The organism is Pseudomonas sp. S2_H01 (genome assembly GCF_054668305.1).
The window spans coordinates 6,141,686-6,154,894 of the sequence record NZ_CP162756.1 but is presented as its reverse complement, the minus strand read 5'-3'; the positions used below and the strand labels follow the sequence as shown (position 1 = coordinate 6,154,894).

Genomic DNA, 13,209 nt, shown 5'->3' with positions numbered 1-13,209 from the left:
GATCTGGCACTATTTCGTCACTGTCACAATTTCGCCTCTGGCGAAGTAGACCGAGAAACCCGCCCACCAGCGGGTTTTTTTGTGCCTGAAGAAAACCAGACCTCCGAGGATTGCTGAATGATGATGAAGCGACTGACCATGTATCTGGGGCTCGCGCTCGCCGCCTGCCTGTCCTGTTTCTCCCTTACTGCGCTGGCCGATCCGATCACTGCTGCGTATCAAGTGGTCCGCACCATGGGTGAGCCTCAAGGGGTGGCGCTTAAGCGTCTGGAAGTAACCCTGGTAGCGTGGCGAACGAGCACCGAGGCTGCCGACGAAACCTTGAAATCGAACCTGCGCGCATCCAGCAATCACTTCGAGATGGCATCGGCCAAGCCGAAGCCGGAAATCGACAACCTGCCGATCAGTTGAATCCGCCTGGTGCGAAAACGAAAAGCCCGGACACTGCGCCGGGCTTTTCAGTGTCACCGAGGAAAGGGCCTCAATCGGGCCCTTTCCCGGAAACACTCCAACTCATTGCGTGGTAGAGCAGCGGTCAGCTCGTCGGGCTCATATCCCGAAGGTCGCAGGTTCGAATCCTGCCCTCGCATCCATTTCCATCGCTGCTCCTCCAGCGCCTTTGCCCGCTCACGCCGGGCGTTTTTATTCGGAAAGCCCATGACCGACGTATCCCGCATCGCTGACAGCACGGTGTTCAAAATCGTCGTGCCCGTCCTTCAGACAATCCTGTCTGCTGCTGCGATTGGCGCGTTCGTATATGTCGTGGGCTCGTTGTCCACGCTTCAAGCCTCGCTGAACGCATACCAAACAAGCCAGGCTCTGCTGACTCAGCGAGTCGACTCCCTCGAACGGTCGCGCGATGCCGGTGACAAGTTCATCGACACCTTGCGGAGCTCCGACCAGCGCCAAGACTTCCGCCTGGACTCGCTCACCGAGATGGTCAAGTCGTTCGGACGGCCAAAGTGAGGTGCGCACTGGTTGTGGTGCTATTGCTTGCCGGCTGCGCGCCGAGAGAAGTGATTCATGACCCGCGCCCAGCACAGCACACGACGGTTTACCGCTTCACCTCGGCGCCAACCAAATGCCCAAAGCCAGAGGCTGCCAGCGAAGCCGAACTACGCCGCGTGACGAAAAGCCGTGACGACTGGAAGCGCTACGCAGAAAGCCTCGAAAAACTCATTCCCTCGGACGCAGAACATGGCCCTCATCCCTGAATGGCGGAAAGCCTGGCGAATGACCAGCGTTCAACTCGCCGCGCTGATTGCCGCGGTCAACGCTGCTGCGGTCGCGTGGTCGGTGTTTCAGGGTGCAGTGAACCCGCTGGTGTTCGCCAGCGTGAACATGGCGCTCAGCGTGGCGGTTGCCGTAGCAAGGGTGGTGCAGCAATCGAAGCTCCACGAACCTCCGACCGATCAATAGCGCGCCACAAATTCAGATGCGTCCGTTTCGTGGCGCGCGTGGAGATAGAACATGACCGACATCACTCGCCACCCCCTCATTCTGCAAGCCTATGAGGTCTGCCAGGCAATTGAGGCATGCGGAGCATCCGTGGAGCTGACAAATGCGGTCTGCAAGGCCAGTGCGCTGATGGCCGATTTGGACAAGTTGATCCCGGACACCCGCACCGGCATGAGCTTCGGCCTGGCGGTTGCCGCGATGAAGCAGGGTAAGCGCGTTGCGCGCCATGGATGGAACGGGAAGGGTATGTGGCTGAAGCTCGTTCCTGAAGACCTGGCCGAGACAGTTGCCTTTCAGCACGAGGCTTTGAAGCCGCTGCCGTGGATCGGTATGAAAACGGCGGACGAGCACTTTGTTCCTTGGCTCGCATCGCAGACTGATGTGCTGTCGGATGACTGGACGGTGTGTGAATGACGACCATCGCCTACAAAGACGGCGTCATCGCCTATGACTCCCAGATCACCCGTGGTGACGTCATCACCTATGACGACTACGAGAAATGCCTTGAGCGGGAGGGTGTGAAGTTCTTCTGCTCAGGTGCAGTCTCGGATTACCCGCGTCTGCTGGATGTGTACTTCGGCGCGAAGCCTGACGGCAACATCGATGTCTCTGCCCTCGTACTGGATGGCGACAAGTTGATGATGGTCGCGGTGGATGACACCAGCGGTCTTTGGAAGGCTCCGGTCATGATGGATCGCCCGTACGCCATAGGCAGCGGGACGCCATACGCTTTCGCGGCGATGGACATGGGCGCAACGGCTGTTCAGGCGGTGGAGATTGCGGCAAAGCGAGATACTAGCACTGGTGGAACGATTCGGGCGGTGGTGATCAAGGTCGAGGAAGTGCCGCAGGGTTAGTGCGGCACGGGAAGCATCAGCCTTTAAGTGCTGATTGGATCTGATCAGCATATTTCGAAAGGTTTCCCATCTCGTTGCCCAGAGCGCTGCCATTGGCCGGATTCGCAACCGCCGTCAGTATCGCTTCAAGGGCGGCGGCAACAGATGCTGCACGTCTCGCGCCTTCGTTCGTTTGGCTGTGGACTTTTACAAGAGCCACCAATGTTTCGGACATATCTACTTCCTTGCAGTGAATTGATTCTCATCAATACCGGCTGCCAGCCAATATTTCAAGCCACAGGTAAATCATGACCACCAAGCAACCCGACTGGGAGGCCATCGAACGCGCCTACCGGGCGGGTGCGCTTTCCATTAGAACCATTGCCGAGCGTAATGGGATCAGTGATACCGCTATCCGCAAAAAAGCCAAGGCATCGGGCTGGGCTCGCGACCTCTCTGAGCAGGTGCGCAAAGAGGTTCGCAACAAGCTGGTTCGCGGTGAGGTTCGCGAAGAGCAATGTGCGAACCCTGAGCGTGATGCTGAGATCGTCGAAGAGGCCGCAGAAGAGGGCGCACGGGTTGTTCGCAGCCACCGCCGTGACATTCGCAAGGCCACGAACCTTGCGAACCTGCTGATGGATGACCTGCTGACCACGATCAGCAGGCGGGAAGAGATCGAGGACTCGATTGAAGCCGAAACTGCTGATGACACAAACGGTATGCGCCGGGCGACGATGCTTTCCGCTGTAGCACTCCCCAGCAACGCCAAGACGCTGTTTCAGCTTTCGTCAGCCATGAAGAATCTCCAGGTGCTCGAGCGCCAGGCCTACAGCTTGGATGAGAAAGAGAAGACTGACGACTCGGAAGACCTCTCCAAGCTGATGGATGAATTATCGAAGGAAGCCTGACGCATGAAGCCCGAGCACCTGAAATTGCTCCGGGACCGGTTCTGGCGACTGAACAACCTCTACTTCATCACCGACAAGAACGGGAAGAAAGTCCGCTTCCGCATGACGCAGGAGCAGATCGACTACTTCCAAGGGATGCACACCCGCAACATCATCCTGAAGGCGCGGCAGCTTGGGTTCACGACACTGGTCTGCATTGTCCAGCTGGATGCTGCGCTGTTTGAAGCGGCAAAGTGCGCACTGATCGCTCACACCCTGAACGACGCCAAGCGCCTGTTCCGGGAAAAGGTCAAGTACGCGTACGACAATCTGCCCAGCGAGATCAAAGCGGCCAATCCAGCGCGCAATGACGCCGCCGGCGAGCTGGTTTTCAGCAAAGGCGGTTCGCTCTACGTCTCCACCTCCTTCCGAGGCGGCACGCTGCGTTACCTGCACGTGTCCGAGTTTGGGAAGATCTGCGCCAAGTTCCCGCACAAGGCTCGCGAGATCGTCACCGGCGCATTCGAGGCCGTCGCTGCTGAGTGCTTCGTCACGATTGAGTCGACGGCAGAGGGGCGTGCCGGTTACTTCTTCGATTACTCGCAGAGCGCTGAGAAGCAGCAGCTTTCCGGTGTTCCGCTCGGCCTGTTGGACTGGAAGTTCTTTTTCTTCAGTTGGTGGCGCAACCCGCTGTACTCGCTTGAGTCCGAAGGCGTGATCATTGCCAATCGGCTGACCGCTTACTTCGATGAGCTGTTCGCCAAGCACGGAATATTCACGAGCCATGGCCAGCGCGCCTGGTACGCCGCCAAAGAGAAGACCCTCGGCGACGACATGAAACGGGAATACCCGTCGATACCGACTGAGGCATTCCAGCAGTCAGTTGAAGGCGCGTACTACGCCGCACAGTTCCGCAGGCTGTATGCGGAACAACGCATCGGCGTAATTCCGAACAACAGCCACCTGCCGGTGATGACCTTCTGGGACATCGGTGTCGGCGACTCCACGGCAATCTGGTTCGTTCGCAAGGTTGGCGAGCAGTACCACGTCATCGACTACTACGAGAACAGCGGCGAAGGCCTGCGGCATTACATGAAGGTGCTCAAGGACAAGGGTTACACCTACTCCGAGCACTGGGGCCCGCACGACATCGATAACCGCGAGTTCGGCAGCGATGCCAAGACACGCCGAGAAATCGCCCGCGAGGGATACGAGATCGACGGCCAGAAATACACGCTCACGTTCCAGGTGGTGCCGAAGATCGGCGTCAACGACGGGATTGAGCAGGTGCGGGAGATCCTGCCCCTGTGCGTGTTCGACGAAGCCAAGTGCGAGTCGGGCATCGCCTGTCTGGAGAACTACCGCAAGGAGTGGGACGACAAGCGAGGCTGCTGGAAAGACAAACCATTGCACGACTGGACCTCTCACGGCGGTGACGCCTTCCGCTACTTCGCAGTGACGAAGAGCAGCCGCAAGCCGGCCACCTCAATCAACATGGGATTCGCACGCTGATGGCAAACGACGTCACATTCACCCGCCCGGAGTACGACGCGGCGAAGAACCGCTGGCGCCTGGTGCGTGACGTCTGCAAAGGCTCCGAAACCATCAAAGCCGCTGGCGAGCTGTATCTGCCAAAGCCCAACGCTCATGACATGAGCAAAGAGAACGCAGAGCGGTACAGGGGCTACAAGGCCCGCGCCGTCTTCTACAACGCAACGGGCAGGACGAAACACAGCCTGGTGGGTGCTGTGTTCCGCACCTGGCCAACGCTCACCACTCCTGGTGCTCTCGAATACGTGTCCAAGGACATCGACGGGCAGGGCGTCAGCATCTACCAGCAGTCTCAATCGGTGATCGGGCATCTTCTCGAGGTCGGTCGGCACGGGCTGCTGGTGGACTATGCAGCGGTCGAAGCAGGAAGCGTCAGCAAGGCCGATGAGATCGCCGGTCGCGCCCGGGCAAACCTCAGCAGCTACCCAGCGGAGGCCATTCGCAATTGGAAGACTCGCCAGGTCGGTGGCCAACACCTGCTGAGCCTGGTGGTTCTGCGCGAGACGGTCGACATCGATACAGACGATGGTTTCGGCAGTGAGCAGGTGGTTCAGTACCGCGTGCTCCGGCTTGACGCAGCCGGCATCTACACGCAAGAGGTCTGGCAGGAAGGATCGGCAGTCACCGAGATGATTGTGCCGCCGTTCACCCCGCTCAATGGCTCCGGCCAACAGTGGAAGGTGATCCCGTTCCAGTTCCTCGGCAGCGAGAATAACGACACCAGCATCGACGACTCACCGCTGTACGACATGGCCGAGGTCAACATCGGTCACTACCGGAACAGCGCCGACTACGAAGACGCGGCGTTCCTCATGGGCCAGCCGCAGGTGTTCATGGCCGGACTCGATGAGCAGTGGGTCAAGATGCTGGAAGAGAAGGGCATCTACTTCGGTTCCCGCGCGATCCTACCGCTGCCGGCGAATGGTTCGGCGGGCATCCTGCAGGCTCAAGCCAACACGATGATCAAAGAGGCCATGGACGCCAAGGAAGAGCAGTTGGTCTCCTTGGGTGCCCGGTTGATCGAGCGAGGCAGCGCGGTGAAGACCGCAACGCAGGCCGACAGCGACAGCGCCGCCGAACACAGCGTGCTCTCGTTGGTGGTCAGCAACGTCAGCGAGGCTTACACCCAGTGCCTGGTCTGGATGGCCGAGTTCACTGGTGCATCCGGCAAGACTGAGTACAAGCTGAATCAGGACTTCACGCAGATCAGCCTGGACGCGAACATCATGGCCGCGCTCTTCAACGCCGTGCAGGGCGGTCGCCTCCCGGTGACCGACTTCTGGCAGTACCTGCGCGATCGCGGAATCATCAATCCGGAGAAAACGGACGATCAGGTTCGCGACGAGCTGGAAACGGACTCGGCGGGACTGGGCCTGGACGACGAGACAGGGGTAACCGGCAATGGCGGCCAACCAAGCAATCCTTGACGCCACCATCCGGCACGCGGTCTTCCTGGAGCAGCTGAAGTCGGGCGAAGTGAAGAAGTTCGCCCCGTTCCTGAAAGAGATCGACCGCAGCATCCGCGATCGGCTGACCAAGGCTGATCTGACCGATTACACAGCGGTGCGTCTTGAGCGCCTACTGAAGGAAGTCGACAGCCTGCTGCTGGGCATCTTCGACCGGTTCAGTGATCAGTTGAATCTCGACCTGGTGGATATCGCAAACTACGAGGCGCAGTTCGAGGCGACCAGCCTGACGCGCGCGGCGCCGCCAAGCATCACGTTCGACGCCGCCTTACCCGGCTCTGCTGCGATCAGGGCGGCAATCCTAACCAACCCGCTCAGCGTGCGCGGTGCGGACGGCGGCAAGCTGCTCGACTCGTTCATTGAAGGCTTCACCTCGACAGAGCGGCAACGCCTCACTGGCGCGATCAGGCAGGGCTTCTTCGAAGGCCAGACCAACTTCCAGATCATCAAGAACATCCGCGGGACCAAGGCGCTCAACTTCAACGACGGCATCCTGGCCACGACCAACCGCAATGCCGGTTCAGTCGTGCGCACAGCAGTCCAACACGTTGCCACCCAGGCGCGGATGGAGACGCTGAAGGAAAACAGCGACGTCGTTCAGTCTGTCGAATGGGTCAGCACGCTGGATTCGAAGACGACTGCCCAGTGCAGGACGCTGGATGGCCGACGCTTCAAGTTGATCGAAGGGCCGAGGCCACCGATCCACATCAATTGTCGATCAACTGTGGTGGCGATCACGCGATTCAGCGCGCTGCTCTCGAAAGACGGCACGCGAGCCTCTGTCGGGGACAGCGGGCCTCAACAGGTGAGGGCAGACCTCAGCTATTACGACTGGCTCACACAGCAGCCAGCTGCATTTCAGGACAAGGCCATTGGCCCTGCTCGAGCAAAGCTGCTCCGCGATGGCGGCCTCACCGTCGAACGGTTCTCAGAACTACAGCTCGACCGCAATTTCGCACCACTGACCCTCGATCAGATGAAGGCTCTTGAGCCTCTGGCGTTTGAGCGGGCAGGAATCAAATAGCAGGCAGGGCCTGCGTCTAAGTCTCCGGGAGACAACCAATGCTGAAGTTCCAACTGGACACCCTTGATGGCGTCGACGAATCCGTGCGCGCGCTGTACACCGAGAAAGACGGCAAATTCGTGCTGGGCATCGAAGGCCTGCCACAACCAGAAGACGTTTCTGGCTTGAAATCCAAGGTCGAAGAGCTGCTCGGCGAGAAGAAAGCAGCCGAGAAAGCGCGCAAGGATGCCGAAGAGGCAGCACGCCTGGAGCGGGAAGAAGCCGCGCGCAAGTCCGGCAACGTTGAAGAGCTGGAAAAGTCCTGGTCGGAAAAATACAACCGCCGCGAAGCTGAGCTGAACGGCTTGCTCGAGCAGGAGCGTGGCAGCCTCGGTAGTCAGATCCGGGATCTGACCGTGGGCCGCACCGCGACTGACATCGCAGCAGCATTGGCCATCCCAGGCAGCGCCAAGGCGTTGCTACCTCACATCGAACGCCGCCTGAGCGTTGAACTGCGTGACGGTAAACCAACCGTCGTGGTTCTCGATCAGGCCGGCAAGCTCTCGGCGGCAACGCTGGATGAGCTGAAAGCAGAATTCACCAACGACACGGCGTTCGCGCCGCTGATCGCTGGCAGTAAGGCATCGGGCGGCGGGGCTGCTGGTGCTGGGAATGGCGGCGGGGCCGCAAAAGGAAACATCGGCGGCACTAAAACGGAACGCACTGCGGCAATCGCCAGCAGGTTCCCGGACCTCCCTCTCAATTAAGGAATAACACATGTCCCTGTCTCAAATGCAGGTCTTCAACGATTACGTCATGCCGGCGACTCTGGAGACCCTGGACCAAATGCTTGCGGCGTTCAACGCTGCCAGCAACGGCGCGATCGTGCTGTCTCCGGACGGCTTCACCGGCGACTTCCTGCAAGAGTCGTTCTTCCAGAACCTTGCTGCCGCTCAGCGCCGCGTGAACCGTTACGCCGCTCAGGCTGCTGTAACTCCGGTCGATCTGACCGAGCTGCAGAACACCACCGTGAAGGTGGCAGGTGGCTTCGGTCCGGTTCGCTACGAGCCATCCCAAATGACCTGGCTGCAGCGTCCGACTGCACAAGGCATCGAGGTTGCGTCGCGCGCGTTCGCCGAAATCTTGCTGAAGGACCAGCTGAACACCGCCATCGCCGCTTTGGTCGCCGCGATTACTGCTCAGGCTGCTGCGGTCAACGACGTGTCGGCTACCGCGGGCATCACCCAAGCGGGGCTGAACAGCTCGCACGCCAAGTTCGGTGACGCCAGTCAGAACCTCATTGCTCAGGTAATGACCGGCAGCACCTGGCATAAGCTGGTCGGCCAGAACCTGGCCAACGCCCAGAACTTGTTCCTGGCCGGCAACGTTCGTGTCGTGGACATCCTCGGTAAGACCTCCGTGGTCACCGATGCTCCGGCGCTTTCCCAGACCGGCACGCCGAACAAGGAAATCATCCTCAGCCTGGCCTCCGGCGCAGCGTTGGTTCATGACAGCCGCGACATCATCTCGAACGTCGATACCAACAACGGTCAGACCCGTATCGAGACCACCATCCAGGTCGATTACACCTTCGGCCTCGGCCTGAAGGGCTACACCTGGGACACCGCGAACGGCGGCAAGTCGCCTTCCAGCGCGGCGCTGGCCACCGGCACTAACTGGGACAAAACCGCCACCAGCATCAAGGACACCGCTGGTGTTGCCCTGATCGGTGACGCTTCCAAGTAACCCTTGATGTCCAAGCCGGGACGTGTGCCCGGCTCGGCGAGGATGTGATCATGAGCAAGAAAAACATCTGGTATCTGGAAGGACCATTCCATCAATACCAGGAAGATGTGAAGGCGCTGGCCAAAGAGCGCGGGCTTCGCATCGTTGATGCCAACATGACTGACAGTCGTGAAGATGAGGCTGTCGACGTGCCTGAAGTCACCACTCGGCCGGAGCTGCGCGTTCTGGTTGTTGGTGGTAGCGACAATGGGTCGGCTATTGAAGCCCTGCGCCGCGAACTTGAAGCCGTCGGAGTGATTGTCGAAGGCTTGGCTGTCGGTGATCTGCAAAGGCCTGAAGAGGGTGGGACTGCCATTCGGCTGTACGAGGGCCTGACGCGAGTATCTGAAAACTTTCAGTCACTGCTGGCTGAACGCGATGGACTGGTCACGGAACGTAATGAGCTCGCCAGGGAAAACGAAAGTCTTCTCACCGCGAACCGCGAACTGAAAGAAGCCGCCGCGAAGCGGATCAGCGAGGCTGACGAAATGGACGCCATGAAGGCTAAGCTGGATGACGCCGGTGTAAGCTACCGATCCAACGCATCGAAAGATTCGCTGGAGAAGCTGGTGGCCGATCTTCCGCCGGCCTGATCCCAAAACCTGAATCGGGAAAAAACAGATGTCTCTTATCACCGAGGACGGCACCGGCAAGCCTGATGCCGAAAGCTACGCGAGCGCTGCCGATCTGGTCATCTACGCTGGAAAGTTCGGCGTGACGATCCCGGCAGACGAACCAGCGCAGGAAGCATTGCTGCGCCGGGCCGCCTTGGCGATGGATGGCATGACGTGGAAGGGCAGGAAGACGTCGAGTGAACAGGCTCTGGCCTGGCCTCGGCGCGGTGTCGAGCTGGACTGCGAGATCAAGCCCGACAACTATCTGCCAGCTCGCATCGAGTACGGCCAGATGGCCTTGGCCGCCGAGATTCACGCTGACGATATCGATCCGCCTGAGCTTCGGAAGGGCGCTGTGACGCTGGACCGAGTAGAAGGCGCGGTGACGCGGGAATACGCTGTGATTCCGAGCAACAGTTCCCGACTTCTGCCCGCGGCGCCGGATCGGCCAAGTGCAACGCAGTTTGCTGATTACCTGCTGAGGCGGGGCCTCTTCGCCGTGCGAGCCTGATAGAGTTGGTTACCCAATGTCAGGTTCAGGTTATGAGCAGCGATAACGATAAAATCCGAGTCAAATTCACCGAGGAAGAATGGCTTCAGATCGAGATCCAGGCCGCAGCTGCGGGGATGGAACCAAAAGACTACCTCAGTGAAGTGCTGAAAGACGCAATCGATGAAATTAGGGACGAGCAAGCCGCATCTAGAACCGTGCATTGAGCCTGCCTGCCTGAGCACCTAACGGAGCCAACATGGCCTTCTACGACGAGATGGCCGTGATGGCCTTGGACCTGATCACCGAGTTTGGTCAGCAGGTCACCATTCGCGACACGGTCAAGGGCGTCTACGACCCTGCCACCGGCAAGACCGGCCCGGACACAGTCACCGAGCGGACCGCTCAAGGCATCCTGCTCGACTTCACCGGCCAAGAATTCCAGACAAACAGCCTGATCAAGGTTGGCGACAAGAAACTGAAGATCGCCGCGAGCGGGCTTACCGCGCCGCCAACGCTGTTGAGCAAGGCGGTGATCCAGGGTAAGACCTGGTCAATCATCCCGCCTCTGAAAGAGATCAACCCGGCCGGTACGGCGCTGTTGTACGAGCTACAGGTGCGGTCATGAGCCGCGCGGGCGCCGGGCAGTCCGGAAGCTTCGCGCTGAGCCTGGCTCAGTTCGCCGAACAGGCCAAGGAAGCAATCGACGCGAGCCTGCGAGAGATTGTGATCGAACTCGGCAGCAGCGTTATCCGCATGTCGCCTGTGGGCAATCCGGAAATCTGGGCAGCCAACGTCGCGCACCGCGCAAAGAACAAGGCTGAGGCCGATGCCTACGACGCGCACGTCGAAGTGCGCAACGTCATCACCTCGCTGACGCCGAGCAACTTCACCCGCAACGGCAACCTGAAGCGCGGCGTGAAATACGCCAAGCCGCTGACCAAGGCCGAGCGGGTGCAGAACTTCAATGTGAATGGGCTGGTTTCCGGTAAGGACTACGTCGGCGGGCGCTTTCGTGGCAACTGGATGTTCAGCATCGGCTCGCCGGACAGCACCACGACGGAGGAGGTCGACCCGAGCGGGCGCAAGTCCACTGCACGGATCGCCGATGGAGCAATCGAGTTCAAGGCAGGCGACACGGCCTACATCACCAACTCGCTGCCGTACGCGATACCGCTGGAGTTCGGCCATTCTCATCAGGCGCCCGGCGGCATGGTCCGTATAACCGTCGCGCGCTTCCAGCAGATCGTGCTTGAGGCCATCAGGAACAACCAGGTATGAGCCATCAGATCATCCGTCGCATCTACGAGCAGCAGCTTGCGGCTTGGGCGGCGCCACGAAGCTTGCGGATCGCCTATCAGGGCGTGGCATTCGAACCTGGTGCCGACGAAACCTATCTGCGTGCCTTCACGCTGCCCGCTGGCACCGACACCCAGACACTGAAAGGCGCTGACCGGGTCTATACCGGCGTCTTCCAGATGAGCATCGTCTCACCTGCTGGAAACGGAACAGGCGATGCGGAAGGGCTGGTTGACGACCTGGACGAACTCTTCCCGGCCTTTTTGCGACTGCAGCAGGCCGACTTCGAAGTGATGGTGCTTACGCCTGTCGAGCCTGGCCCCGCCATCGTCGATGACACCACTCTTACCGTATCGGCCTCATTTCAGTACCGGGCCGACCGCGCATAACCCGCCCATTGGGCAAACCCCCGAACCTCGCCAAGTGCGGGGTTTTTCATTTCTGTACGAGGAAACCCCAATGAGCGCCATTCTTCCCAACGGCTCGATCTTTGAAATTGCTGCCACCTACAGCGCGCCAAAGGCTTTCACCGCCATCACCAATGCCAAGCCGCCTGAGGCTACATCCGCTGCGCACGGCTTGGAAGATGGTGATGTGCTGGTCGTGAAGTCGGGCTGGACCCGCCTGAACGATAAGGTCGTCCGCGTGATCGGCTCTGACACTGATAGTTTCGAACTGGACGGGATCGACACCACCAAAACGTCCGTTTACACCGCCGGTTCGGGTCTCGGGTCTGTGCGCGCTGCCAGCGGCTGGGCCCAGATCAGCCAGATTACCGACAACAACAGCTCCGGTGGTGAGCAGCAGTTCGCTACGTTCGGCTTCTTGGAAGAGTCGGATGACCGCCAACTGCCGACCACCAAGAGCCCGATCACCTTGTCGCTGACTGTCGCTGATGACGACAGCCTGCCGTACGTTGCGGCCGTCGAAGCCGCCGACGATGATCGTGAGCCGCGGGTGCTCCGTCTTACCCTGCCAAACGGCGCGACCATCTACTACAACGCCTATGTGTCGATCACTCCGACTCCGACGCTGACCCGTAACAATGTCATGGCCCGCGTTATCACTTTGTCGCTCGCCTCGCGTCCAACTCGCTACAAGGCGGCCTAATCCATGGCGACCAAGTTCAAAATCGCTCAGTCCGCCACGTTCAAGGCGGACGTGGAAATTCCACGCGTAGGCGGCACCACGGTGAAGGTGACCTTCGAGTTCAAGTACCGAAACCGCAAGGAGTTGGCCGTGCTGTTCGCCGGCTGGCAGCAGGCGGCGAAAGATGATCAGGAGCGGTTCAAGGAGAAGGGCGACGAAATCACTCTGGTCGACATCACCGACGCGAACATCGAGCGCCAGGTCGAGCAGGTGAGCGAGCTCGTGGTGGGCTGGGGCTTTGAAGACAAGTTCACGCCTGATGCCATTCGCGCGCTAGTCGAAACCTCTGCCGGTGCCGGTGACGCGATCGTCACTGCTTACCAGAACGCTTTTGCGGTCGCCCGCTTGGGAAACTGAGAACGGTCGCGCGCCTGATGTATGAAGCGGGTCCGTCGGATTCCGCTTTGGCGGCATTTGGCTTGTCCCGCGCCGACATTCCAGATGAAGAGTTCGACGTCTTTCCGGACGCGTGGCCCGCGTTTCTGACGTTCAACGCCATGTCCACGCAGTGGCGTACCGGCTTCGGCGGCGCCGTGGGGCTGGACTACAGCGTCATCAGCGACGTGACCGCCTTCCTCGGATTCACCAACAAACAAACAGCCAGGCTCTTTCCGGACCTTCGGGTCATGGAGTCCGAGGCGTTGCTCGTCATGAGCGAATCGAAATAGCGG

Annotated in this window: 21 protein-coding genes and 1 tRNA gene; 21 read left to right on the top strand and 1 reads right to left on the bottom strand. The window is 59.8% G+C overall.

Annotated elements, in window-relative coordinates:
* The first annotated feature begins 117 nt into the window (after positions 1 to 117).
* The 6 genes from AB4N84_RS27520 to AB4N84_RS27495 all read left to right on the top strand — a co-directional run bounded on the left by AB4N84_RS27520 (position 118) and on the right by AB4N84_RS27495 (position 2,315).
* Positions 118 to 411 carry a hypothetical protein gene (locus tag AB4N84_RS27520; RefSeq protein ID WP_460044140.1) on the top strand — a complete coding sequence of 98 codons (294 nt, stop codon included), beginning with the start codon at positions 118 to 120 and terminating at the stop codon, positions 409 to 411.
* A gap of 106 nt (positions 412 to 517) precedes the next feature.
* Positions 518 to 593: transfer RNA gene (locus tag AB4N84_RS27515), tRNA-Met, on the top strand.
* 64 nt (positions 594 to 657) lie between these two features.
* Positions 658 to 966, top strand: a complete 309-nt coding sequence (locus AB4N84_RS27510) for a hypothetical protein (protein ID WP_120123338.1) — start codon at positions 658 to 660, stop codon at positions 964 to 966.
* Between the two features lie 267 nt (positions 967 to 1,233).
* Positions 1,234 to 1,419, top strand: a complete 186-nt coding sequence (locus tag AB4N84_RS27505; protein ID WP_460044139.1) for a DUF7940 domain-containing protein — start codon at positions 1,234 to 1,236, stop codon at positions 1,417 to 1,419.
* Between the two features lie 51 nt (positions 1,420 to 1,470).
* Positions 1,471 to 1,872, top strand: coding sequence for a DUF2829 domain-containing protein (locus tag AB4N84_RS27500; protein WP_460044138.1), 402 nt, complete (start codon positions 1,471 to 1,473; stop codon positions 1,870 to 1,872).
* The gene (locus AB4N84_RS27495; protein ID WP_460044136.1) at positions 1,869 to 2,315 is read left to right on the top strand and encodes an Ntn hydrolase family protein; all 447 of its coding nucleotides are present in this window, start codon (positions 1,869 to 1,871) and stop codon (positions 2,313 to 2,315) included. The genes AB4N84_RS27500 and AB4N84_RS27495 overlap by 4 nt, the downstream gene beginning before the upstream one ends.
* 16 nt (positions 2,316 to 2,331) lie before the next feature.
* Here the strand turns inward: AB4N84_RS27495 and AB4N84_RS27490 are convergent, their stop codons facing one another.
* Positions 2,332 to 2,529: a hypothetical protein gene (locus AB4N84_RS27490; RefSeq protein WP_460044134.1), complete on the bottom strand. Its 198-nt coding sequence runs from the start codon at positions 2,527 to 2,529 to the stop codon at positions 2,332 to 2,334.
* Positions 2,530 to 2,602: 73 nt separating this feature from the next.
* Here AB4N84_RS27490 and AB4N84_RS27485 point away from each other — a divergent pair, with 73 nt between their 5' ends.
* From AB4N84_RS27485 to AB4N84_RS27415, 15 genes are all read left to right on the top strand, one after another.
* Complete coding sequence (locus AB4N84_RS27485) at positions 2,603 to 3,202, top strand: hypothetical protein (RefSeq protein ID WP_460044133.1); 600 nt, start codon at positions 2,603 to 2,605, stop codon at positions 3,200 to 3,202.
* Positions 3,203 to 3,205: 3 nt separating this feature from the next.
* Positions 3,206 to 4,693: a terminase gene (locus AB4N84_RS27480; protein ID WP_460044132.1), complete on the top strand. Its 1,488-nt coding sequence runs from the start codon at positions 3,206 to 3,208 to the stop codon at positions 4,691 to 4,693.
* Positions 4,693 to 6,159 (top strand): DUF4055 domain-containing protein, encoded by a 1,467-nt coding sequence (locus tag AB4N84_RS27475; protein ID WP_460044131.1) that lies wholly within the window; start codon positions 4,693 to 4,695, stop codon positions 6,157 to 6,159. The genes AB4N84_RS27480 and AB4N84_RS27475 overlap by 1 nt, the downstream gene beginning before the upstream one ends.
* Positions 6,134 to 7,222: a minor capsid protein gene (locus AB4N84_RS27470; RefSeq protein ID WP_460044129.1), complete on the top strand. Its 1,089-nt coding sequence runs from the start codon at positions 6,134 to 6,136 to the stop codon at positions 7,220 to 7,222. Before AB4N84_RS27475 ends, AB4N84_RS27470 begins: the two co-directional genes overlap by 26 nt.
* 38 nt (positions 7,223 to 7,260) lie before the next feature.
* Entirely contained in the window at positions 7,261 to 7,968 is a 708-nt protein-coding gene (locus AB4N84_RS27465; RefSeq protein WP_460044127.1) for a hypothetical protein, read from the top strand.
* Between the two features lie 10 nt (positions 7,969 to 7,978).
* Complete coding sequence (locus tag AB4N84_RS27460) at positions 7,979 to 8,947, top strand: major capsid protein (RefSeq protein WP_460044125.1); 969 nt, start codon at positions 7,979 to 7,981, stop codon at positions 8,945 to 8,947.
* A gap of 50 nt (positions 8,948 to 8,997) precedes the next feature.
* Entirely contained in the window at positions 8,998 to 9,579 is a 582-nt protein-coding gene (locus AB4N84_RS27455; protein WP_460044123.1) for a hypothetical protein, read from the top strand.
* A gap of 28 nt (positions 9,580 to 9,607) precedes the next feature.
* Positions 9,608 to 10,111, top strand: coding sequence for a DnaT-like ssDNA-binding protein (locus AB4N84_RS27450; protein WP_460044121.1), 504 nt, complete (start codon positions 9,608 to 9,610; stop codon positions 10,109 to 10,111).
* A 32-nt stretch (positions 10,112 to 10,143) separates the two neighbouring features.
* Positions 10,144 to 10,317: a hypothetical protein gene (locus AB4N84_RS27445; RefSeq protein WP_460044120.1), complete on the top strand. Its 174-nt coding sequence runs from the start codon at positions 10,144 to 10,146 to the stop codon at positions 10,315 to 10,317.
* Between the two features lie 32 nt (positions 10,318 to 10,349).
* A complete protein-coding gene (locus AB4N84_RS27440; protein WP_460044119.1) occupies positions 10,350 to 10,718 on the top strand; it encodes a hypothetical protein in 369 nt (122 codons plus the stop codon).
* The gene (locus AB4N84_RS27435; RefSeq protein ID WP_460044117.1) at positions 10,715 to 11,371 is read left to right on the top strand and encodes a hypothetical protein; all 657 of its coding nucleotides are present in this window, start codon (positions 10,715 to 10,717) and stop codon (positions 11,369 to 11,371) included. The genes AB4N84_RS27440 and AB4N84_RS27435 overlap by 4 nt, the downstream gene beginning before the upstream one ends.
* The gene (locus AB4N84_RS27430; protein WP_460044116.1) at positions 11,368 to 11,778 is read left to right on the top strand and encodes a phage tail terminator-like protein; all 411 of its coding nucleotides are present in this window, start codon (positions 11,368 to 11,370) and stop codon (positions 11,776 to 11,778) included. The genes AB4N84_RS27435 and AB4N84_RS27430 overlap by 4 nt, the downstream gene beginning before the upstream one ends.
* Positions 11,779 to 11,848: 70 nt before the next feature.
* The gene (locus AB4N84_RS27425; RefSeq protein ID WP_460044115.1) at positions 11,849 to 12,499 is read left to right on the top strand and encodes a phage tail protein; all 651 of its coding nucleotides are present in this window, start codon (positions 11,849 to 11,851) and stop codon (positions 12,497 to 12,499) included.
* A 3-nt stretch (positions 12,500 to 12,502) separates the two neighbouring features.
* Positions 12,503 to 12,895, top strand: a complete 393-nt coding sequence (locus AB4N84_RS27420; protein WP_460044114.1) for a phage tail assembly chaperone — start codon at positions 12,503 to 12,505, stop codon at positions 12,893 to 12,895.
* Between the two features lie 17 nt (positions 12,896 to 12,912).
* A complete protein-coding gene (locus AB4N84_RS27415) occupies positions 12,913 to 13,206 on the top strand; it encodes a DUF1799 domain-containing protein (protein ID WP_460044113.1) in 294 nt (97 codons plus the stop codon).
* Positions 13,207 to 13,209: the final 3 nt, after the last annotated feature.

Coding starts and splice junctions, on each gene's coding strand:
- AB4N84_RS27520 (WP_460044140.1), top strand. CDS start 118: ATGATGATGAAGCGACTGACCATGTATCTGGGGCTCGCGCTCGCCGCC.
- AB4N84_RS27510 (WP_120123338.1), top strand. CDS start 658: ATGACCGACGTATCCCGCATCGCTGACAGCACGGTGTTCAAAATCGTC.
- AB4N84_RS27505 (WP_460044139.1), top strand. CDS start 1,234: ATGACCAGCGTTCAACTCGCCGCGCTGATTGCCGCGGTCAACGCTGCT.
- AB4N84_RS27500 (WP_460044138.1), top strand. CDS start 1,471: ATGACCGACATCACTCGCCACCCCCTCATTCTGCAAGCCTATGAGGTC.
- AB4N84_RS27495 (WP_460044136.1), top strand. CDS start 1,869: ATGACGACCATCGCCTACAAAGACGGCGTCATCGCCTATGACTCCCAG.
- AB4N84_RS27490 (WP_460044134.1), bottom strand. CDS start 2,529: ATGTCCGAAACATTGGTGGCTCTTGTAAAAGTCCACAGCCAAACGAAC.
- AB4N84_RS27485 (WP_460044133.1), top strand. CDS start 2,603: ATGACCACCAAGCAACCCGACTGGGAGGCCATCGAACGCGCCTACCGG.
- AB4N84_RS27480 (WP_460044132.1), top strand. CDS start 3,206: ATGAAGCCCGAGCACCTGAAATTGCTCCGGGACCGGTTCTGGCGACTG.
- AB4N84_RS27475 (WP_460044131.1), top strand. CDS start 4,693: ATGGCAAACGACGTCACATTCACCCGCCCGGAGTACGACGCGGCGAAG.
- AB4N84_RS27470 (WP_460044129.1), top strand. CDS start 6,134: ATGGCGGCCAACCAAGCAATCCTTGACGCCACCATCCGGCACGCGGTC.
- AB4N84_RS27465 (WP_460044127.1), top strand. CDS start 7,261: ATGCTGAAGTTCCAACTGGACACCCTTGATGGCGTCGACGAATCCGTG.
- AB4N84_RS27460 (WP_460044125.1), top strand. CDS start 7,979: ATGTCCCTGTCTCAAATGCAGGTCTTCAACGATTACGTCATGCCGGCG.
- AB4N84_RS27455 (WP_460044123.1), top strand. CDS start 8,998: ATGAGCAAGAAAAACATCTGGTATCTGGAAGGACCATTCCATCAATAC.
- AB4N84_RS27450 (WP_460044121.1), top strand. CDS start 9,608: ATGTCTCTTATCACCGAGGACGGCACCGGCAAGCCTGATGCCGAAAGC.
- AB4N84_RS27445 (WP_460044120.1), top strand. CDS start 10,144: ATGAGCAGCGATAACGATAAAATCCGAGTCAAATTCACCGAGGAAGAA.
- AB4N84_RS27440 (WP_460044119.1), top strand. CDS start 10,350: ATGGCCTTCTACGACGAGATGGCCGTGATGGCCTTGGACCTGATCACC.
- AB4N84_RS27435 (WP_460044117.1), top strand. CDS start 10,715: ATGAGCCGCGCGGGCGCCGGGCAGTCCGGAAGCTTCGCGCTGAGCCTG.
- AB4N84_RS27430 (WP_460044116.1), top strand. CDS start 11,368: ATGAGCCATCAGATCATCCGTCGCATCTACGAGCAGCAGCTTGCGGCT.
- AB4N84_RS27425 (WP_460044115.1), top strand. CDS start 11,849: ATGAGCGCCATTCTTCCCAACGGCTCGATCTTTGAAATTGCTGCCACC.
- AB4N84_RS27420 (WP_460044114.1), top strand. CDS start 12,503: ATGGCGACCAAGTTCAAAATCGCTCAGTCCGCCACGTTCAAGGCGGAC.
- AB4N84_RS27415 (WP_460044113.1), top strand. CDS start 12,913: ATGTATGAAGCGGGTCCGTCGGATTCCGCTTTGGCGGCATTTGGCTTG.